The 20,708-nt window shown below is 47.2% G+C and carries 23 protein-coding genes; 19 read left to right on the top strand and 4 right to left on the bottom strand.

Annotated elements, in window-relative coordinates:
- Nucleotides 1-94 precede the first annotated feature (94 nt).
- The 9 genes from mazG to yjgA all read left to right on the top strand — a co-directional run bounded on the left by mazG (nt 95) and on the right by yjgA (nt 6,759).
- Entirely contained in the window at nt 95-856 is a 762-nt protein-coding gene (mazG, locus tag FTT63_RS08575; RefSeq protein WP_104487792.1) for a nucleoside triphosphate pyrophosphohydrolase, read from the top strand.
- 10 nt (nt 857-866) lie between these two features.
- The gene (locus tag FTT63_RS08570) at nt 867-1,280 is read left to right on the top strand and encodes a ComEA family DNA-binding protein (protein WP_127799080.1); all 414 of its coding nucleotides are present in this window, start codon (nt 867-869) and stop codon (nt 1,278-1,280) included.
- 136 nt (nt 1,281-1,416) lie between these two features.
- Nucleotides 1,417-2,889, top strand: coding sequence for a polynucleotide adenylyltransferase PcnB (pcnB, locus tag FTT63_RS08565; RefSeq protein ID WP_005182410.1), 1,473 nt, complete (start codon nt 1,417-1,419; stop codon nt 2,887-2,889).
- Nucleotides 2,886-3,374 (top strand): 2-amino-4-hydroxy-6-hydroxymethyldihydropteridine diphosphokinase, encoded by a 489-nt coding sequence (gene folK / locus FTT63_RS08560; protein WP_005182411.1) that lies wholly within the window; start codon nt 2,886-2,888, stop codon nt 3,372-3,374. The genes pcnB and folK overlap by 4 nt, the downstream gene beginning before the upstream one ends.
- Before the next feature lie 45 nt (nt 3,375-3,419).
- Nucleotides 3,420-4,229, top strand: coding sequence for a 3-methyl-2-oxobutanoate hydroxymethyltransferase (panB, locus tag FTT63_RS08555; RefSeq protein ID WP_005182412.1), 810 nt, complete (start codon nt 3,420-3,422; stop codon nt 4,227-4,229).
- A gap of 3 nt (nt 4,230-4,232) precedes the next feature.
- Nucleotides 4,233-5,078: a pantoate--beta-alanine ligase gene (panC, locus tag FTT63_RS08550; protein WP_016659526.1), complete on the top strand. Its 846-nt coding sequence runs from the start codon at nt 4,233-4,235 to the stop codon at nt 5,076-5,078.
- A 27-nt stretch (nt 5,079-5,105) separates the two neighbouring features.
- Nucleotides 5,106-5,957, top strand: a complete 852-nt coding sequence (gene rapZ, locus FTT63_RS08545) for an RNase adapter RapZ (RefSeq protein ID WP_016659525.1) — start codon at nt 5,106-5,108, stop codon at nt 5,955-5,957.
- Entirely contained in the window at nt 5,954-6,223 is a 270-nt protein-coding gene (locus tag FTT63_RS08540; protein ID WP_034598158.1) for an HPr family phosphocarrier protein, read from the top strand. The genes rapZ and FTT63_RS08540 overlap by 4 nt, the downstream gene beginning before the upstream one ends.
- A 2-nt stretch (nt 6,224-6,225) precedes the next feature.
- Entirely contained in the window at nt 6,226-6,759 is a 534-nt protein-coding gene (gene yjgA, locus FTT63_RS08535; RefSeq protein WP_005182421.1) for a ribosome biogenesis factor YjgA, read from the top strand.
- A gap of 130 nt (nt 6,760-6,889) precedes the next feature.
- Here the strand turns inward: yjgA and FTT63_RS08530 are convergent, their stop codons facing one another.
- On the bottom strand, nt 6,890-8,533 hold the full coding sequence (locus FTT63_RS08530; RefSeq protein ID WP_127799084.1) for an acyl-CoA synthetase: 1,644 nt from the start codon (nt 8,531-8,533) through the stop codon (nt 6,890-6,892).
- A 497-nt stretch (nt 8,534-9,030) separates the two neighbouring features.
- On the opposite strand from FTT63_RS08530, the gene thrS reads away from it, so the two are divergent.
- The 4 genes from thrS to FTT63_RS08510 all read left to right on the top strand — a co-directional run bounded on the left by thrS (nt 9,031) and on the right by FTT63_RS08510 (nt 12,910).
- Nucleotides 9,031-10,953, top strand: a complete 1,923-nt coding sequence (gene thrS, locus FTT63_RS08525; RefSeq protein WP_104472408.1) for a threonine--tRNA ligase — start codon at nt 9,031-9,033, stop codon at nt 10,951-10,953.
- Between the two features lie 5 nt (nt 10,954-10,958).
- Nucleotides 10,959-11,510: a translation initiation factor IF-3 gene (gene infC, locus FTT63_RS08520; protein ID WP_075167371.1), complete on the top strand. Its 552-nt coding sequence runs from the start codon at nt 10,959-10,961 to the stop codon at nt 11,508-11,510.
- Nucleotides 11,511-11,780: 270 nt separating this feature from the next.
- Entirely contained in the window at nt 11,781-12,398 is a 618-nt protein-coding gene (locus FTT63_RS08515; RefSeq protein ID WP_045795980.1) for a glutathione S-transferase N-terminal domain-containing protein, read from the top strand.
- A gap of 89 nt (nt 12,399-12,487) precedes the next feature.
- Nucleotides 12,488-12,910 (top strand): YqaA family protein, encoded by a 423-nt coding sequence (locus FTT63_RS08510; protein WP_005182435.1) that lies wholly within the window; start codon nt 12,488-12,490, stop codon nt 12,908-12,910.
- Nucleotide 12,911: 1 nt separating this feature from the next.
- Here FTT63_RS08510 and FTT63_RS08505 read toward each other — a convergent pair whose 3' ends face one another.
- Entirely contained in the window at nt 12,912-13,640 is a 729-nt protein-coding gene (locus tag FTT63_RS08505; RefSeq protein ID WP_127799086.1) for an energy transducer TonB, read from the bottom strand.
- 295 nt (nt 13,641-13,935) lie between these two features.
- Between FTT63_RS08505 and rpmI the strand changes: the two genes are divergently transcribed.
- From rpmI to FTT63_RS08490, 3 genes are all read left to right on the top strand, one after another.
- Nucleotides 13,936-14,130: a 50S ribosomal protein L35 gene (rpmI, locus tag FTT63_RS08500; protein WP_001096359.1), complete on the top strand. Its 195-nt coding sequence runs from the start codon at nt 13,936-13,938 to the stop codon at nt 14,128-14,130.
- A gap of 12 nt (nt 14,131-14,142) precedes the next feature.
- Nucleotides 14,143-14,502 (top strand): 50S ribosomal protein L20, encoded by a 360-nt coding sequence (gene rplT / locus FTT63_RS08495; protein ID WP_005182440.1) that lies wholly within the window; start codon nt 14,143-14,145, stop codon nt 14,500-14,502.
- An 86-nt stretch (nt 14,503-14,588) separates the two neighbouring features.
- A complete protein-coding gene (locus FTT63_RS08490) occupies nt 14,589-15,119 on the top strand; it encodes an AAA family ATPase (protein WP_127799088.1) in 531 nt (176 codons plus the stop codon).
- Here the strand turns inward: FTT63_RS08490 and FTT63_RS08485 are convergent.
- Complete coding sequence (locus FTT63_RS08485; RefSeq protein WP_016659519.1) at nt 15,116-16,144, bottom strand: hypothetical protein; 1,029 nt, start codon at nt 16,142-16,144, stop codon at nt 15,116-15,118. The two genes, FTT63_RS08490 and FTT63_RS08485, sit on opposite strands and share 4 nt — an antisense overlap.
- A gap of 158 nt (nt 16,145-16,302) precedes the next feature.
- Between FTT63_RS08485 and pheS the strand changes: the two genes are divergently transcribed.
- From pheS to FTT63_RS08470, 3 genes are all read left to right on the top strand, one after another.
- Nucleotides 16,303-17,283, top strand: a complete 981-nt coding sequence (gene pheS, locus FTT63_RS08480) for a phenylalanine--tRNA ligase subunit alpha (protein WP_016659518.1) — start codon at nt 16,303-16,305, stop codon at nt 17,281-17,283.
- Nucleotides 17,284-17,416: 133 nt separating this feature from the next.
- Nucleotides 17,417-19,798: a phenylalanine--tRNA ligase subunit beta gene (pheT, locus tag FTT63_RS08475; RefSeq protein WP_180192171.1), complete on the top strand. Its 2,382-nt coding sequence runs from the start codon at nt 17,417-17,419 to the stop codon at nt 19,796-19,798.
- Nucleotides 19,795-20,091 (top strand): integration host factor subunit alpha, encoded by a 297-nt coding sequence (locus tag FTT63_RS08470; RefSeq protein WP_004649746.1) that lies wholly within the window; start codon nt 19,795-19,797, stop codon nt 20,089-20,091. Before pheT ends, FTT63_RS08470 begins: the two co-directional genes overlap by 4 nt.
- Nucleotides 20,092-20,242: 151 nt before the next feature.
- On the opposite strand, the gene FTT63_RS08465 is transcribed toward FTT63_RS08470, so the two are convergent.
- On the bottom strand, nt 20,243-20,551 hold the full coding sequence (locus tag FTT63_RS08465; protein ID WP_075175283.1) for a hypothetical protein: 309 nt from the start codon (nt 20,549-20,551) through the stop codon (nt 20,243-20,245).
- Between the last annotated feature and the right edge of the window lie 157 nt (nt 20,552-20,708).

The following is a 20,708-nucleotide window of genomic DNA, read 5'->3' as shown; positions in this document are numbered from 1 at the left end:
AACTCCTTGTGTTTTTGTTTTTCAAAGTGTTGTTCTGTTGAGAGCATAGCAAATATTTTTATGTAGATGATGGTTAAAGAAGGTAGAAATCGGCATGGATCAGTTATTGGCAGTGATGAAACAGCTTCGTGAGCAATGTCCGTGGGACCAGAAGCAGACCCCAGAATCGCTGACCAAGTATGCGATTGAAGAAGCCTATGAAGTCGAAGCGGCCGTGCGCAGTGGTCATGCTCAGGACGTCAAAGAAGAACTGGGTGATCTATTGCTGCAAGTGGTATTCCAGTCGCAAATGTATAGCGAGCAGGGTGCTTTTGACTTTCAGGATGTGGTGCAGGCCATTACCGATAAAATGATTCGCCGTCATCCGCATGTATTTCAGCCCGAGCAGTTTGCGGCCTTAAGCCCGGAAGATGTCAGTGCATTGTGGCAGCAGATTAAACAGCAGGAAAAAGCCGGCAAACCTGCATCGCGCTTATCTGAGGTCAAACATGGCCCGGCCATTCAGCAGGCACAGCAGTTACAGCACAATGTCGCGCAGATTGGCTTTGATTTTCCCGATGTCACTGGTGCGATGCAAAAAGTCGATGAAGAGTTGCAGGAGTTGAAACAGGCGGTGGATCGGCAAAATTCCGACGAAATTCTGGATGAGCTGGGCGACTGTTTATTCTCTTTAATTAATGTTGGCCGTAAACTGAATCTGTCCAGCGAAATGGCTTTGCTGAGTACCGTACATAAATTTAGAACCCGCTTTGCTTTCATTGAACAGCAGTTACAACAGCAGCATAAAAATATAGAACAGGTGTCGTTGGCTGAAATGGATCAGCTGTGGGAGCAGGCAAAACAACAATTAAAATGACAGAGTGACCATGACAAGAAGAATAAGATTTCAACACGCTCAAGCTCTAATTCAACTGGCGTTAATGTTCTGCCTGTTTTGTAGTTTTTTCGCGCTGCAAAATGTGCAGGCAGAAAATTATGATGCGCGTTATCTGCAATGGAAGGCTGAACAAGAGGCGATTGATGCCCGCTTAAGCTCGTCGGCTTCTACGAAGACTTCCCAACCCCGTTCAGCTAGCGCAGGCAGTAGTGAAAAAATTAATCTGAATATGGCAACAGCCGCGCAATTACAGCAATTATCTGGCGTGGGACAAAAGAAGGCGGAAGCTATTATTGAGTACCGCAATCGGCATGGAAAATTCAAACGGATTGAAGATTTACAGCTGGTCAAAGGGATTGGACCGGCATTATTGGCCAAAAACCGGCACCGGCTGGGTATTTAATCGGGTCTGATCATCGGCCAACACCGCATCAGCCGGGCCCGAGTATTGAGATAATCAAATTGCCCTTTGATTGTGTTAGAGATATGATTAGCGTCATCTAATCTATTTTACGTTCAGACGTAGGAGACAGCGTCTTTTGCAAACTTTGCGCGCGTCAAAATGTGGTTTATCAACCACGCAATTACCTGCTTACATTCTAGATGTTATTGATGCTTTAACCAAAGCTGGCTATGAAGCTTATATCGTTGGTGGTGGTGTTCGTGACCTGATGTTGGGCCTGAATCCGAAGGATTTTGATGCCGTGACCAATGCCACGCCATCTCAGGTCAAAGAGGTGTTCGGACGCCGCTGTCGCATTATCGGACGCCGCTTTGAGCTGGCTCATGTCTATTCTGGACGTGAACTGGTGGAAGTTGCTACCTTCCGTGCACCGCCGAAAAGAGCGGTGACCTCTGCTGCGGGCATGATTTTAAGAGACAATAACTGGGGCACGATTGAGCAGGATTTTGCCCGTCGTGACTTCAGTATCAATGCTTTGTATTACCAGCCACGTAAAGGAATCGTGCTGGATTTCTGTCATGCAGTTGATGACATTAAATCCAAAACCTTGCGTCTGCTCGGTGATCCGACCGTCCGTTTTGAAGAAGATCCGGTGCGGATGCTGCGGACCTTACGTTTTGCGGCCAAGCTGAATTTCAATATTGATCCGGCCATTCTGGAGATTTTTACTCCGGAAATGACTCAGTTGCTGCGCGATGTTTCTCCGCACCGTCTGTATGATGAATCGCAAAAACTGTTCACCATGGGGCATTTAAATCGCGTCTTGCCGATGCTAATCGACTTCGGTATCTGGCGTCAGCTTTTTGCCGACATCAAGCCGGACATCACCCCCTTTATTGAACTGGCTGCAAAAAATACCGATCAGCGCATTGCGATTGGCAAAACCATCAACCCGGCCTTTTTCTATGCGGTGCTGCTGTGGAAGCCATTTTTAGAGCGCTGTGATTTTTATCTGTCCAAAGGGGTAATTCCGGCAGAAGCACGTGCACAGGCTGGGCTGGATGTGTTGAAACGTCAGGCCACCCGCACGGTGATTCCGCGTTTTGCCGAAACCTTTATTCGTGAAGTCTGGGAAATGCAAACCCGTTTGCTGAATCCAAAACCTCAGCAAATTGCTGCCCTGTCCAACCATGCACGTTTCCGTGCCGGTTTCGACTTTTTGCTGCTGCGTGAAAGATCTGGCGATGCCCAGACTCAAGAGATGGGTACGTGGTGGGATCAGTACCAGACCATGAGCACCGATGAAAAAGAACGTGCCATTGGCCAGTACAACCGTCAGCGGGCCAAGAGCCGTCGCAAAGCTGCACAGGAAGAACATCTGGAGCAGCAGCTGAATGCCGCGCAGACCGCCGAAATTGAACCGCTGGTGAATGAGCCGGAGCCACGCAGCCGCCGTGCCCGTAAAGCCAAACAGCAGGAAGATGCCCGTGCCCAGGTTGCATCAACATCATCAAGCAATGGCTCGGGGATTGGTGCAGACCATCCAATTCTGAAGCGCAAGCGGGTACAACGGGATTTAAGTCAGGTTATTTTCGGGCCAACACAATGAGTAGGGTGACTTATATTGGCCTGGGCAGTAACCTGGGCGATTCACGCCAGATTCTGACCGAAGCTGTGCACAAGCTGGCGACGTTGGGTCAGGTCAAAACCTCTAAACTGTATCAAAGTCCGCCAATGGGGCCACAAGACCAGCCGAATTATTTAAATGCGGTGGTACAGCTGCGTACAGATTTACCGGCGCTGGAATTGCTGGATCAGCTGCAGCGTTTTGAGCAGGAAGCCGGACGGGTGCGTTTACGCCATTGGGGTGAACGCACGCTCGATCTGGATTTACTCCTCTATGGACAGGAGCAGATTCAGCATGAACGTCTGACTGTGCCGCATGTCGGCGTTTTAGAACGCGATTTCGTGGTCATTCCATTACTGGATTTAGACCCCGAACTGCGTGTGCATACGCAATTATTAAAAGACTTGCCGTTCATTCAACAGCCCGCACTGGATGTGCTGGACCATGAACACTGGGCAAATATTTAAAGTGATTTTTAGCATGTTCTATGCTTTTCCTAGAGGAACATCTCCATGATTAGTCTCAGTGACTTAAGACAATTTAAAGCCGATGGTCGCAAATTCTCCTGCCTGACTTGTTATGATGCGAGTATGGCCAAGGCAATGGAAATTGCTGAAATTGATAGTATTTTAATTGGCGACTCGCTGGGGATGTCGATTCAGGGCCGTGACTCTACCTTGCCGGTGACCGTTGAAGATATGGCCTATCATACGGCAGCAGTGCGTCGTGGCAATCAGCATGCCTTTATCATGACCGATCTGCCATTTATGAGTTATGCCACCTTGAATGATGCACTGCAAAGCTCGAAAACCGTGATGCAGGCCGGTGCGCAAATGGTCAAAATGGAAGGTGGTGCCTGGCTGGCTGAAACCGTAGAAGTGCTGACCCGTAACGGAATTCCAGTGTGTGTGCATTTGGGCCTGACGCCGCAATCGGTACATGTCTTTGGCGGTTATAAACTCCAGGCGCGTACCCGTGAAGCGGCGGACAAGTTGATTGCCGACTGTCAGGCGGTGGTTGATGCCGGTGCTGCGCTGTTATTGCTGGAATGTGTACCGGCGCAGCTTGGTCAGGAAATTAGCGCCCTGTTCCCGCATATTCCGGTAATTGGGATTGGTGCCGGTGCAGACACCGATGGTCAGGTGCTGGTGGTGCAAGATATGCTGGGTCTGACGTTTGGCCGCGTTGCCAAATTTGTACGGAACTTTATGAAAGAGCAGTCTGGTGAAACAGCCATTTTAGATGCCTTCAAAGCCTATCATGCTGCGGTACAAGACGGTTCTTTCCCGGCACGTGAACAAACTTTCCAAGTTGAGTTGTAAAACATGAAAACAGAAACCACGATTCAGGGATTGGCAGCCTCATTAAATCCTGCACGTGCAGCGCGTAAAATTATTGGTTTTGTCCCGACCATGGGCAATTTGCATGAAGGCCATCTGAGCTTGGTGCGTGAAGCGCGTCAATTATGTGATGTGGTGGTGGTCAGCATCTTCGTGAACCCGATTCAGTTTGGTCCAAATGAAGATTTTGACAATTATCCGCGAACTCTGGAACAAGACAGTCAATTGCTGGCAGAAGCCGGTTGTGACATTGTATTTGCGCCTTCTGTCGAGCAAATGTATGGCAAAAGCCCGCGTTTAACCAACATCAGTGTGTCTGAAATTACCGAAGACCTGTGTGGTTTGCAGCGTCCGGGACATTTTGATGGTGTCGCGGTGGTGGTGACCAAGCTGTTTAATATTGTGCAGCCGAACTATGCCTTCTTTGGCCAAAAAGATTATCAACAGCTGGCGGTGATCCGTCAGTTTGTACGTGACCTGAATATTCCACTGGAAGTGATTGGCGTGCCAATTGTCCGGGCAGAGGATGGTCTGGCGCTCAGTTCACGTAACGGTTATTTAAGTGAACAGGAACGTAAAACGGCACCAGTAATTTATCAAAGCCTGAAAAATGCTGAACAGGCACTGCAACAGGGTGAAAAGCTGTCAGAAGTGTTAGCGAATATTAAGGCAGCATTGACGCAGGCCGGCTTTGTTGTGGACTATGTAGAGGCACGTACACCTGAACTGCAAAAAATTGATGAATTTAATCAAGAGATTGTTTTGTTCGTGGCGGCAAAATTGGGAAGCACCCGCTTAATTGATAATATGCAGATCAAACCGACTGCATAGCTCAGCAATGGAAAGGACAGCCTTGTCATGAAGCGTATTTTGATTGTGACCGGACAATCAGGTTCAGGAAAATCCTCGGCTTTGCAGGTTCTCGAAGACCTCGGATATTACTGTATTGATAACCTTCCTCTGGCATTGCTGCCCGAAATTGTGGCCAAGCTTGATCTGGAAAATAATCTGGAACAGCTGGCGCTAGGGGTCGATGTACGCAGTACCCGCGCCAATTTGCAGGAATTTGACCAGGTGTTTGAACAGCTGCAAGGTCATGGCTCGGTCGATATTATTTATCTGACTGCCCAAGATCAGGAGCTGATCACCCGCTTTAGTGCTTCGCGCCGTCCGCATCCTCTGGCCAGCCGGTTTAAAAGTCTGCATCAATGCATTCAGGAAGAAAAAGTCCTGCTTATGCCGATTCAGCTGCGCTCCACGGTGCACATTGATACCACCGACAAGAGTGTGCATGACTTAAAGCATACCTTGCTGTCGAAGCTGGGTCAGACCGATAAACTGATTGTGATTTTGCAATCTTTTGGCTACAAGTATGGTATTCCGCTGGATGCCGACTATGTCTTTGATATCCGGCATTTGCCGAACCCACATTGGGATCTGTCTTTGCGCAAATATTCCGGACTGGATGAGCCGGTGCAACAGTTTCTGGAACAGCATGAACAGACCAATGAAATGTTCCAGGATATTTATCAGTTTTTAAATAAATGGCTGCCTGCATTTGCAGAAGGGCATCGTCATTATATGACCATCTCTATTGGCTGTACCGGTGGGCAGCACCGATCTGTTTATATGGTGGATAGACTAAAAAAGGCACTTGAGGCACAATGGTCTATTCAAGTCTTACACCGGGAAATGAAGCACTGGTCATGATTGACACAACTGTTGACGTAATTAATAAACTAGGTTTACATGCGCGTGCATCAGGCAAACTGATTGAAGTCACCACGAAATTCCGTTCGTCCATTCAAATTGGCAAAGGTGACAAGTTGGTCGATGCAAAAAATATCATGTCCCTGCTCATGCTCGGCGCAGGTAAGGGCACAACTTTACGTTTAGTGATTGAAGGTGCAGATGAAGAACAAGCTTTATCTGAAATTCAGGCACTTTTTGCAGCAAAATTTTACGAGGCAGATTAATCGTGGCACGTCGACCGCACCGTTTTACCGAAGATGATTTCGAATCTTTAGAAGGACGTGCAAGTAAAACTGAACAGAAAAAAGCCGTACAGCGTATGGCTGCTTTGGGCGAGCAGTTGGCTCAACTGAACCCGAAGCAAATTCAAAAGCTTCCTGTAGATGAGCGTTTAATTGATGCACTCATTGAAGTGCAGAATATCAGTTCGCATGAGGCGCGTCGCCGTCAGTTCCAGCGGATTGGGAAACTGCTGCGCAATGAAGATGAATCGGTGATTCTGTCTTATTTAACCCCGCAGCAGGGTGCCAAAAAAACCGCACAGCTGCAACGCTGGGTCGAGCGGATTATTAAAGATGGTGATCCGGTAATTAATGATTTCTGCAAAACTTATAATGCGGCAGAACGACATACCCTGCGTCAGCATGTGTTGCGCATTCACCGTGATTTGAAAGTGGAAATGCCGGAAGCAGAGCTGGAAGCATCCAAGTTAAAATTGTTTAACTATGTGCAGCAAGTGGCGCTGTTATCTGACAATTAAGCTAATCAGACTTCATCTGGTCCGAAGCCATTAAAAACGACTCAATGGAGTCGTTTTTTTATTGCGGTTCATTTTTGGGTGACTGATTTGAAAACGGGCACTATGACCCGCATCAACATCTCAGCTGGCTTTAACCGAACTCGCCGACAGCGCGTTCTTTGGCCCATTCACGTAATACAAACTTCTGTAATTTGCCGGTCGAGGTTTTAGGAATCTCGGTAATCACCACTTCTTTTGGCACTTTAAAGCGCGCCAGATGCTGCTGGCAGAAGGTAATGATTTCATCTTCGGTCACGGTTTTACCTTCTTTAATTTCAATAAAGGCGCACGGCACTTCCTGCCAGCGCGGATCCGGTTTGGCCACCACTGCCGCGGTGAGGACCGCAGGGTGCTGATACAACACCTCTTCAACTTCCAGCGAGGAAATATTTTCACCGCCGGAAATGATCACATCCTTGGAGCGGTCGGTAATTTTGGCATAGCCGTCCGGCTGGCAAACGGCCAGGTCGCCGGTATGGAACCAGCCGCCGGCAAAGGCTTCGGCCGTCGCTTCCGGATTTTTTAAATAGCCTTTCATCACGATATTGCCACGGAACATAATTTCGCCCATGGTTTCGCCATCGTTCGGTACCGGTTGCATGGTCTCCGGGTCAAGGACTTTCATGCCATCTTGCAGCGGATACGGCACACCTTGGCGTGAATGTAATTGCGCCTGTTCCTGAATGGTCAGCTCGGACCAGCCAGCTTGTGATGCGCAGAGCGCTGATGGGCCATAGGTTTCCGTTAAGCCATAAACATGGGTCACGTTAATGCCGAGATTACGCATCCCTTCAATAATTGCCGCAGGCGGTGCAGCACCGGCCACCATCACTTCTACGCGATGCTCAATTTTGATCTGCTGCTGTTCCGGGGCATTAATCAGCATCGACAGTACAATCGGTGCGCCGCAGAAGTAATCAACTTTGTGTTCAGCAATCAGCTTAAAAATCAGTTCAGGATCGACTTTACGCAGGCAGATATTGGTACCGCCATTGGCTGCCATGGTCCAAGCAAAACACCAGCCGTTGCAGTGGAACAGCGGCAAGGTCCATAAATAGGTCGCGCGCGGGGTCATACCGCAGGCAATAATATTACTGGCGGCATTGATATAAGCCCCACGATGATGATAGACCACGCCTTTCGGGTTGCCAGTGGTGCCAGAGGTATAGTTCAGGCTAATCGCATCCCATTCATCTTGTGGGAGTGACCATTCAAAATTGGCATCGCCTTCAGCCAGCCAGTCTTCATATTCAATCTGGCCAATCGGGGCAGTAAAGCACTGCTCATACAGCTCATCTTCAACATCAATCACAAAAATTTTTTGTGGCACCAGCGCCAACGCTTCTTTGGCCACGGCAGAAAATTCCGGATCAACCAGTAACACTTTGGATTCGGCATGTTCCAGCATAAAGGCCAGACTTTTGGCATCGAGCCGGGTATTGAGGGTATTAAGGACGGCGCCTGCCATTGGCACGGCAAAATGTGCTTCCAGCATGGCTGGTACGTTCGGGAGTAAGGTGGACACGGTATCATTCTTGCCGACCCCCAGCTGTTGTAGCTGATGGGCAAACTGGCGACAGCGCTGATATTTTTCTCGCCAGGTAATGCGGCGTTTACCGTGAATAATGGCGTCCTGATGCGGGTAGATATAAGCAGCGCGTTCAAGGTATCTCAGTGGAGACAAGGCCACGAAATTGGCAGGGGTACGCGGCAATTGATCATATGCGCTAACCATTATTATTACTCCCTAATCATATTTATTGTTTCTCTGGTTTAAAGATATTCATTTCAGTGCAGGCTTGCAGTTATTCTTTAGTCGAGTGAGCGGTATTGCAGCTAAATAGGCACGCTATCACCTGAAATATAAACCTTTTTTGATCCGGTAAAATTGTATGGAGATATTTCTTTTTTATCTGGGTGTAGCTGATGATGGCAGTTGCAGATAGATTGGCCAGATCAGCATATAAAAAGCCACATCATCCGTTTGACCGGTAAATCCGGAAATAAAATTGGCCCATGCAGCACATTTTTTTAAATCGGAAAAAATTAAGCATAAACACGAGGCTTAATTTGAATTTTCTCGGAGAAAAGGTTTAATCACCGCACCAAGACGTGTAAAATTCTAGTCGATTTTTTATTTACCACCGTTTTTTATCTTTTGAGGTTCTCCTCGATCATAATCTCGCGGTGACATGCTCCATGGTACGGGGCATCACTCCTTAAGGATTTTCTATGCCAATTATCACTTTGCCGAATGGTGATCAAAAACAATTTGATCAAGCTGTATCTGTGATGGAAGTTGCACAAAGCATCGGCCCAGGTCTTGCCAAAAATACTGTGGCAGGTCGTGTGAACGATCGTTTAGTCGATGCCTGCGATTTAATTACTGAAGATGCCACCTTACAAATCATCACACCGAAAGACGAAGAAGGGGTCGAAATTATTCGTCACTCTTGTGCGCACCTGGTGGGCCATGCGGTAAAACAATTGTTCCCTGAAGCAAAAATGGTGATTGGTCCAGTCATTGAAGAAGGTTTCTACTATGACATCTGGATGCCACGTCCATTTACTTTAGATGACATGGCGGCCATCGAAGAGCGTATGAAAAAGCTCATCGACCAGGACTACGATGTTGTGAAAAAAATGACCCCGCGTGATGAAGTCATTGCTGAATTCACTGCGCGTGGCGAAGAATACAAACTGCGCCTGATTGCAGACATGCCTGAAGAAACTCAAATGGGCTTGTACTACCATCAGGACTATCTGGATATGTGCCGTGGTCCGCACGTACCAAATACCAAATTCTTAAAATCATTCAAGCTGACCAAAATCTCGGGTGCTTACTGGCGCGGTGATGCCAAAAACGAGCAGCTGCAACGGATTTATGGTACCGCCTGGGCTGACAAGAAACAGCTGGCTGCCTACATCAAACGTATTGAAGAAGCAGAAAAGCGTGACCACCGTAAAATTGGTAAAGCCTTAGACCTGTTCCATATGCAGGAAGAAGCACCGGGTATGGTGTTCTGGCATCCAAATGGCTGGACCATTTACCAGGTGCTGGAACAGTACATGCGTAAAGTGCAGCAGGACAACGGTTATCAGGAAATCCGTACCCCGCAGGTGGTCGATTTCACCCTGTGGGAAAAATCGGGTCATGCCGCGAACTATGCGGAAAACATGTTTACCACGCATTCTGAAAACCGTAACTACGCAGTGAAGCCAATGAACTGCCCATGTCACGTGCAGGTGTTTAACCAGGGCCTAAAGTCGTATCGTGATTTACCAATCCGTCTGGCAGAATTTGGTTCATGTCACCGTAACGAGCCATCGGGTTCATTGCACGGTATTATGCGGGTACGTGGTTTCACGCAAGATGACGCGCATATTTTCTGTACCAAAGAGCAGATTGGCCAAGAGGTTGCTGACTTTATTCAGTTAACCTTAGATGTCTACAAAGACTTTGGCTTTGAAGATGTGCAAATGAAGTTATCGACTCGTCCTGAAAAACGTGTGGGTGATGATGCACTGTGGGATCTGGCGGAAAAATCACTGGCCGATGCTTTGGATGCAGCGGGTCTGGCCTGGGAATTACAGCCGGGTGAAGGTGCATTCTATGGTCCGAAAATTGAATTCTCATTGAAAGACTGCTTAGGCCGTGTATGGCAGTGCGGTACCATTCAGTGTGACTTTAACTTGCCAGAACGTTTAGATGCTTCTTATGTGACGGAAGATAACGACCGTGATCAGCCGGTAATGTTACACCGTGCGATTCTTGGGAGTTTTGAGCGTTTTATTGGTATACTTATTGAACACTATGCGGGCTTTATGCCACCTTGGTTATCGCCAACACAAGCCTGTGTAATGAATATTACCGACGCGCAAGCTGAAGCCTGTGGGTCAGTCGTCGAGAAACTGAAAGAAAACGGTATCCGTGCGATTTCTGACTTGAGAAATGAGAAAATCGGCTTTAAGATTCGTGAACGTACTTTAGAGCGTATTCCTTACTTGCTGGTTCTTGGCGACCGTGAAGTAGAGGAAGGTACAGTGAACGTGCGTACCCGCTCAGGAAAAAATTTGGGTACTATGTCAATTGATGCTTTCATTGACCTAGTAAAAGCAGCCGTTGCCGAACGCGGCCGGTACATTGTGGAGTAAGAAAGATTAAACAGCCTGACCGTAACCAACAACAAGGTGCTAAGAGTAACCGCCCTGCAATTAATGACGAGATCCGTGCAAAAGAAGTACGCCTCGTTGCAGCGGATGGTGAACAAAAAGGAATTGTTTCTTTAGCGGAAGCATTGCGTGCTGCAGAGGATGCAGATCTTGACCTCGTTGAGATTGTGGCAAATGCAGAGCCGCCTGTTTGTAAAATCATGGATTACAACAAGCACTTGTTTGACCTGAAGCAAAAGCAAAAAGATGCCAAGAAAAAGCAGCATCAAGTGCAGGTAAAAGAAATTAAATTGCGCCCAGCAACCGATGTAGGTGACTACAACGTAAAACTGCGTGCCATTTTAAAGTTCTTGGAAGAAGGCAACAAAGTCAAAATCACGCTGCGTTTCCGTGGTCGTGAAATGGCGCACCAACAATTGGGTCTGGCACAATTACAGAAAATTGAAGCGGATGTAGCTGAAATTGGTGTAGTTGAACAGGCGCCAAAAATGGAAGGTCGTCAAATGGGTATGCTGCTTGGACCGAAAAAGAAAAAGTAAGCATCTCCGAATCAAAAAAGCACTGCCCAGCAGTGCTTTTTTTGTGACTACAGTTTATGAGGTCACTAATATTTTGACGTAATGATCGTTCGGTATGTTGAGCAGCTCAGCATACTTTGCATGATAAAAGCTCGGTGACTTTCGAACAGCTGCGGGTCATCTCTGGTGTTTAATTTTTATGTGACAACAGTTGCCCTGCTCAGGCTTATCTCGTATCTTTAACGGCAGAGCAATAACACATGACAACGACAAGAGCGCAAGGATATACACATGATTGATCTTTATTATTGGGGCACGCCCAATGGTCATAAAATTACGATTGCCTTAGAAGAAATGGCGCTGCCATACCAGATTTTCCCGATTAATATCCTTGAAAACGACCAGTTTCAGCCAGATTTTCTGCGCATTTCTCCCAACAATAAAATTCCGGCTATCGTCGATCAGGATGGACCGAATGGCCAGCCGATTTCGATTTTTGAATCGGGGGCGATCTTGCAATATCTGGGCCGTAAAACCGGTATGTTCTATCCGGTAGATGAGCTCGAGCGGGTAGAGGTGGAGCAGTGGCTGATGTGGCAAATGGGTGGCTTAGGCCCGATGCTGGGGCAGAACCATCACTTTAGCCGCTTTGCACCCGAGCGTATAGCCTATGCCACCGAGCGTTATGTCAATGAAAGCAAACGTCTGTATGGCGTGTTAAACAAGCAGCTGATCGGGCAGAAATATGTAGCCGGTGAATATTCAATTGCCGATATGGCGATTTTACCGTGGTTGTTACGCCATGAATGGCAGCAGATTCCGCTAGAAGATTATCCGCATGTGCAGGATTATATTGAGCGTTTAACCGCCCGTCCGGCAGTACAACGCGCCCTGGCGATTCAGGTTTAAATAATCATCATAAAATCACCTAAAGCATCTTCGGGTGCTTTTTTTGTGATTTCAGTTAAGATGGGCAGAACCTGTTAACTGCATCTGTTATGGCTTATCTGCTGTTATTTCTGTCGGCCTTTGGGGCGGCTACCTTATTGCCGTTGCAATCTGAAGCGGTATTACTGGGCCTGCTCATTCAAGAGCAACATTCGGTGATGGCTTTAATAGCCATCGCCAGTCTGGGCAATATTCTGGGCAGCTGTGTGAACTGGTGGTTAGGACTCAAGATCGAGCAGTATAAAGACAAGCGCTGGTTTCCGGTGTCTGAACCCAAGCTGCAGCAGGCACAGCAGATTTATCGGAAATATGGCTTCTGGTCCTTACTGCTGAGCTGGGTGCCGGTGATTGGTGATCCAATCACCTTAATTGCCGGTTTAATGAAAGAAAACTTCGCCCGATTTCTGCTGATGGTGAGTGTAGCCAAAATCGGGCGTTATCTGTTTATTTATCTGGCTTATGCCATGTTCTAGTTTAGCCCTCACATTCTGCTGGCTGAAAACGGACTTCATCTTTCAGGTTGGATTTTTTATAGATCCAGAATTTGCGTGGTACATCGACCTGTGCACCTTGCAGCGCCTGAATCAGTTTCTGGTCCAGCGCATAACGGCCGGAACCTTGCTGAATTTTAACCTTGTGGATGTTGCCGTATTTATCGGCTTTCATTTTGAACTGAATCCGGCGGGCATGACCATTTAACTCATCTTCGGTGACGTTCAGTTGAGGCTGGCTGCGATATTGAAACGCGCTTTTTGCGCCGGCTTGCTGCGCTTGCCAGACAGTCGAGTCAAAGCTGTAGTGGCAGTCCTGAGCAGTATCTTTTAAATCCAGATGAAAGACCTGATAACCAATCACTGGAACCGGGGTATCATCGACCAGATGTGGTTTGATTCTGGCCTGTTTTACCGCCTGGCTAATCAGCTGATCTAAAGATTTTAGTCCGGTGCTTTCCTGTACCGTGACCTTGTTGATTTGCCCCGATTCATCGGCATGAATCCGTAAAATGGCCGCGCGGTTTTGCTGCTTTAAATCGGCATTGCTATAACGCAGCTGCGGAAACTCGGTCCATTGAATACGCGTGGTCAGATGGGCAGCCAACGCCGAGGTTTTTTGTACTTGCAGTTGTTCGGCAGGGGCAGCAATGGCAAGCGTGGCACTAAGCGGCAGCGCCAGACACAGACTCAGGCAAATGGTTTTTTTCATGAGGATTAGCTTGTTGTTGGGCAAAAGAAGGAACGCTGCGCAGTATTTCCTGAATTGGCCGTCAGTACAAGTCTTCCGCTATAAAAATAAGAGGTTCCATCTGTATGTTTTGGCTGTTCAATAAAAAGGAGAGATCCTGCTAATCTCAAAGACCTCATCTGCCGATAGAAGGCGAGCGACTTTTGCAATATCTGCTTTTGTTTTAGACAAAGATGCTTTAGAATACGTGCTCCCTTACCTGCAGGTCGTTTGTAATGGTGCAAATGAGCCGAACAGGTACTTAAAAGAGGTTGTTATGGCTAAGTTAAAAACTCGCCGTGGTGCAGCTAAACGTTTCAAAGCGACTGCTAACGGTTTCAAGCGTAAACAAGCGTTCAAACGCCACATTTTGACCAAAAAATCTGCTAAACGTATCCGTCAATTGCGCGGCTGTGTAATGGTTCACGTGAGTGACGTTGCTTCAGTTCGTCGTATGTGCCCATACATCTAAGGAGATTTATAAATGGCTCGTGTAAAACGTGGTGTACAGGCTCATCGCCGTCATAAAAAAATTCTTGCTCGTGCTAAAGGTTACTATGGTGCTCGTTCACGCGTATATCGCGTAGCGTTCCAAGCGGTAATCAAAGCAGGTCAATACGCTTACCGTGACCGTCGTCAGAAGAAACGTCAATTCCGTGCTCTATGGATTGCGCGTATCAATGCTGGTGCTCGTCAAAACGGCTTGTCTTACAGCCGTATGATTGCTGGTTTGAAGAAAGCTCAAGTGATCATCGACCGTCGCGTACTTGCTGACATCGCTATGCATGACGCAGTTGCATTTGCTGCTTTAGCTGAAAAAGCGAAAGGTGCATTGGCTGCCTAAGTCCTCGTGACTTAAAAGAAGACCGCTTTATGCGGTCTTTTTTATTGCGCAGAATCAGGGTCTGAATGATAGAGTAGGGAAATTGTATGCAGCGAATTAATGTGGTTGGTACTTCGGCTTCAGGCAAATCGACTTTTGCCCGGGCGCTGGCAGAAAAGCTGGGACTGGCCTATATCGAGCTGGATAATCTGTTCTGGTTAGATGACTGGCAGCAAAGTGCTGATACAGATTTTTTTGCCAAAATTCAGGCAGCCATTGAGCAGGCACCCAATGGCTATGTGATTGATGGCAACTATACTCGCACCATTCCCATTAAATGGGCGCAGGCCGATACCATCATCTGGCTGGATTTACCGTTTCATAGCAATTTACTGCGTTCTGTACAACGCGCCGTGCAGCGCGCGGTTTCACAGCAAACCCTCTGGCCTAATTCCAATAATCAGGAAACGATCAGACAGCTGTTTAGCCGCGATTCGATTGTCTGGTGGATGATTAAAACCCATCAGAAAAATCGCCGGCATTATCTGCAGCTGATACAATCTCCCGAATATGCCCATCTGCACTGGATTCGGCTGACTTCAGCGACTGAAGTTGAACGGTTTCTGAATCGCGTTTAAAGTCCGAAATAATAGGCCAATAAACAAATTACCACAGTAATAAGAATCAGCTTGATGACTCCAGTCGCACCAACTTTATGATGAGACGGGGCTTTGGCTGAATGCGCTGCTTGCGCATGGGTAGCCTTGTTGTCAGATGCGAACGGTTCCAGCGGATTCGGCTGTGCGACAGGCGTCAGCTGGGCGCTTTGGTAATGGTTGGCCACCTTGACAATAAATTTGGCGCTTAAATCATCCAGCTTCTGGGCAAAATGGCGCAGGTCAAGCTGCTCTTCCGGACTCAGCACTTCATTATCTGCATTATAGGGATGCTGGATTTTCTGTTGAATATCATCTTTTAGCGCTTCTAAACGGTACAGCATGCGATGTGCATAATCGGCCTGATAGTGAGTCGGTAATAAAGACAGCTGATGCGGATCAGGTGTATCTGCCGTAAGCGGAACACCATAATAGGGTAAATTCTGCTGTTCAGGTGGCTGAAAGTCGGCCGCCAGTGTATGAGAAAACAGCTCCTGCTCGGTAAACAGATGAATTTCATCCCAGTGAGCGGGTTCTAGATCGGCCTCTACCTTTTTGGCCAGCTTACTATTGAGTTCATAACGCCAGAACGTTTCCTGGCGCAATTCAATACGCTGTGCCGATGGAAATTCATAATCATTGTCGGCGTTATACCATTCCGGCAATTCCTTGCCACAAATCCAGGCAAATTTTTTATGTGCTTCATGGCTGACAATAAAATGCGGGTAGGGAAGTAACTCGACATTGGCATTGGGATTTTTTTCATCGACCAGCAGACTGGCATTGTGCAGACTCAGTCGGGTTGTACCCTGGCGTTTTAAGCCTTCCAGCCAGATTTCAAAATGCTGGGCCAGCAGATGCTGGGAATTTAAATCACGAAACCAGAACATGTGCTGATTAAAAATGGGATGCGCACGCCAGCGACTGAAACTCAAATCCTGGCTCAGATATTCATTGCCATAGGTGACCAGGGTCAGTTGCTGTTTCCAAATTTGATCGAGCGCCATAGTGTTTGATCTCATTGATATTTTGATTATCTTATACTTTTTCCAAATTGCGATGCCAATCTAATTTTCCTGCAATGCAACTTCATTCTACTGTCCAAAAACTGTTAGAATGTGGGGTTTTTTAATTATATTCAAAATTTGTTGCTTTGAGAGTTACTATGTCACTGGAAGCCCTGACCACTGAAGCGCTCGCTGCCATTGCAGCAGCAGACGACCTTGCTACACTCGATCAAGTACGGGTGCAATTTACGGGGAAGAAAAGCCAGCTCGCGGAACAATCTAAGTCACTTGGTAAAATGGATCCTGAACAGCGTAAAGCGTTTGGTGCGCAAATCCATGCGGTGCGTGAAGCCATTAATACTGCATTAACCGAGCGTCAGGCAGCATTACAGCAAGCGGCATTAGAACAAAAACTTGCCAGCGAAACGGTGGATATTACTTTACCAGGCCGTGGTCAGACCATTGGCTCCATTCACCCGGTAACTCAGGTGCAAGAGCGTATTTGCCAGTTCTTTACCAAAGCTGGCTTTACTGTGGCTACTGGCCCAGAAGTTGAAGATGATTATCACAACTTTGAAGCGCTGAATATTCCAGGCCATCACCCGGCCCGTGCCATGCACGACACGTTCTATTTTGATGCGACTCATTTGCTGCGTACCCATACCTCTGGTGTACAGATTCGGACTATGGAAACCCAGCAGCCGCCAATCCGTATTGTCTGCCCGGGCCGTGTTTATCGCTGTGACTCCGACCAGACGCATTCACCAATGTTCCACCAAATTGAAGGTTTGTACGTGGCGGAAAACACCAGCTTTGCTGAACTGAAAGGTTTACTGGTGAACTTGCTGAACGAATTCTTTGAAAAAGATTTGAAAGTCCGTTTCCGTCCGTCGTATTTCCCGTTCACCGAGCCAAGTGCTGAAGTGGATATTATGGATGAGCGCGGTAAATGGTTAGAAGTGCTGGGCTGCGGTATGGTGCATCCAAATGTATTACGCGCTGCAGGTATTGATCCGGACAAATATAAAGGCTTTGCTTTTGGTCTGGGCGTAGAGCGTTTTGCAATGTTGCGTTATGGCATTAACGACCTACGTATGTTCTACCAGAATGATGTGCGTTTCTTACGCCAGTTTGCTTAAAACAAATTTATACCTCTCCCTGACCTCTCCTAAAAGGAGAGGGGTTGTCCATCGGTGACATAGGGTTCTCCCCCTTTTTTTAAGGGGGAGTTAGAGGGGGATTTTAGAGATTTGAATTACAGGTTTTATATTAATGAAAATTAGCGAAAATTGGCTACGCACGTGGGTCAACCCAGCCATCGATAGCGAAAAACTTTCTGACCAGTTAACCATGCTGGGTTTGGAAGTTGATGATTTATCTCCAGCTGCAAAACCATTTACTGGTGTAGTGGTTGGTGAAGTGCTGACGGTTGAACAACATCCAGATGCAGACCGTTTACGTGTAACGACGGTGAACATTGGTTCAGGTGAGCCTTTACAAATCGTCTGCGGCGCGCCAAACGTACGAGCAGGTATGAAAGCACCTGTGGCAACTATTGGTGCAGTATTACCAGGCGATTTTAAAATCAAGAAAGGCAAACTGCGTGGTGTGGAATCACAAGGCATGCTCTGCGGTGCATCTGAAATTGACTTAGAAGATAAAATCGACGGTCTATTAGAACTTCCTGTGGATGCACCGGTCGGTGTCAACATCCGTGAATATCTGGACCTAGATGACAACGTGATTGACATCAGCATCACGCCAAACCGTGGTGATTGTTTCAGTATTCGTGGGATCGCACGTGAAATTGGGGTGATTAACCAACTGCCTGTGACTGCGCCTGAAATTAAAGAAATGGCTGCAAGCATTGCTGATGAAAAGAAAGTGGTTGTATCGACTGAAGGCTGTCCACGTTATTTAGGTCGTGTGATCAAGAACGTGAATACCAAAGCCGCGACGCCTGAATGGATGGAGCGCGCATTGGCACGTTCGGGTATCCGTCAGCACAGCATTCTGGTTGATATTACCAACTATGTCTTGATGGAACTGGGTCAACCACTCCATGCCTTTGATGCTGCAAAAGTGCAAGGTGCTGTACAGGTGCGTCAGGCGACTGCGGGCGAAAAACTTGTTCTATTGAATGAACAAGAAGTAGAACTGCAAGACGATGTCATGGTGATTGCCGATGATGAAAAAGCTCTGGCGATTGCCGGCATCATGGGTGGTCTGTCTTCATCGGTTACCGAGGAAACCACTGAAATCTTCCTGGAATCTGCTTTCTTTGCACCGCTGCATATTGCCGGTCGTGCGCGCCGTTTTGGCCTGCATACCGATGCCTCTCAGCGTTATGAGCGTGGTGTGGATTTTGAACTGCCATTGATCGCCATGCACCGTGCCTCTCAGTTAATTTCTGAGCTTGCAGGCGGTGAGTTTGGCCCAATTACGGTGGCAGAAAATGCAGCAGTATTGCCAACACGTGACGCGATTGAACTGAAACAGGCACAGGTCGATCAGCTGCTGGGTTATAGCGTAGATTCAGACTTTATTACCGATGCTTTAACACGCTTGGGTTGTGAAGTGACGGTAAAAGCGCAAGGCCAATGGTCTGTGGTACCGCCATCGCATCGTTATGACATGGCCATTTACCAGGACCTGATTGAAGAAGTCGCGCGTATTCACGGTTATGACAATATTCAAATCAGCCTGCCGGTGATTGACACCAAACTGGCGAAGTATCAGGATCAGTTTGAAGTGGCACAGCTGCGTCAAACCCTAGTGACTTTGGGCTATCAGGAGGCAATCAGCTTTAGCTTTGCTGACCTGAAACTGGAAAAACAGCTAAATGCGGCGGTCAACCCGCTGGCATTGGCGAACCCGATTTCAAGCGATCTGGCGGTGATGCGTTCAACCTTGCTGTCGAGCCTGATTCCTTGCGTACAGTACAATATTAACCGTCAGCAAAGCCGTGTGCGTTTCTTTGAACTGGGTTTACGTTTTGATTATCAGAACGCAGCCTCAATTCATGACCTGAAACAGATTCCAACCCTGGCAATGATTGCTGTGGGCGCTAAAACAGCAGAATCATGGCATGGCAAGCCACAAGCCATGGACTTCTTTGACCTGAAAGGTGAAGTTGAAGAGTTGCTGGCAGCAGGTCGTGTACAGGTCGAATATGTACGCTCAGAGCGTAGCTGGTTGCATCCAGGCCAATCTGCAGAGATTCTGGTCAATGGTCAGTCAATTGGTTATTTGGGCCGTTTGCATCCATCTCTGGAAAATGAACTGGATTTGGGCACCACTTGGGTGGCGGAACTGGATCAGCAGGCTGTTTTGCAAACTTATGTATCTAATTTTACAGAATTATCACGTTTTCCGTCGGTAAGACGTGATATTGCGCTTTTAATTAGTGATAAGATTAATGTTAGCGAAATTCAGCAACTTATCGAACAAACGGGCGGCGAGCTTCTGCATTCAACCTGGTTATTCGATGTGTACACTGGTCAAGGTGTTGAAGCGGGTAAACGCTCATTGGCATTTGCACTGTTATGGCAACATCCGACACGTACGCTTGAAGATGCTGAAATTAAATCAGGTATGGACAATATCCTAAAAGTGTTAGAAAACACTTATCAAGCGACATTGAGGGCTTCATGACAGCATTAACAAAAGCAGAAATGGCTGATCATTTAAGTGAGCTCACGAGTTTAAACCGTCGTGAAGCGAAACAAATGGTCGAGTTATTCTTCGATGAGATTAGCCAGGCGCTAATCTCTGGGGAGCAGGTGAAACTTTCAGGTTTTGGTAACTTCGAGTTGCGTGATAAACGTCAACGTCCAGGCCGAAATCCGAAGACGGGTGAAGAAATTCCGATTTCTGCACGCCGGGTGGTAACCTTCCGTGCCGGACAGAAGTTCCGCCAACGTGTTGGAAATGAGCAGATCGATTGATCTGCTTTTTTATGCCGCTAAAAAAGTAAGGGCTGAGGTTCTAACGGCAGGTATTACCGTGTTCCTTGTATGTGATGATGAGATGTTGTAAGAAATATTCAGACAATAAAAAAGAGAGCCAAAAGGCTCTCTTTTTGTCAATAATCTAAGATTATTGAGCTTCAGCATCAGCAGCGTCAACAGCAGCATCAGCAGCGTCAGTAGCAGCATCAGCAGCGTCAGTAGCAGCAGCAGCAGCAGTGTCAGCAGCATCAGCAGCAGCGTCTACAGCAGCATCAGCGCCAGAAGCAGCTTCAACAGCAGCAGCGTCAGCAGCAGCTTCAGCTTCAGAAGCAGCTACAACAGCTTCAGATGCAGCTTGGTTAGCGTCAGCAGCAGCTTCTTCAGTTTTTTTAGCACAACCAACGAAAGCTAAAGTAGTAGCAACTGCAGCAGCAATAGCGATTTTTTTGAATAACATGGCATCACTCTCTAAAAAATTGAGATTAAAAAAAACCGACGTTAGCCTGTTATATGCTTTTATTATTCCTAATTTTGTTAGGCACTAACAACGCAGGAGCAGTCTAACTGGTCTGCGAATATGCTATCACTGAGTTTTTTTAATTACTACTAGCTTG

The organism is Acinetobacter sp. C15 (assembly GCF_013420645.1).
Taxonomy (GTDB): Bacteria; Pseudomonadota; Gammaproteobacteria; order Pseudomonadales; family Moraxellaceae; genus Acinetobacter; species Acinetobacter indicus.
The sequence above is the reverse complement of the archived record's forward strand: the minus strand, read 5'-3'. Positions and strand labels throughout refer to the sequence as shown.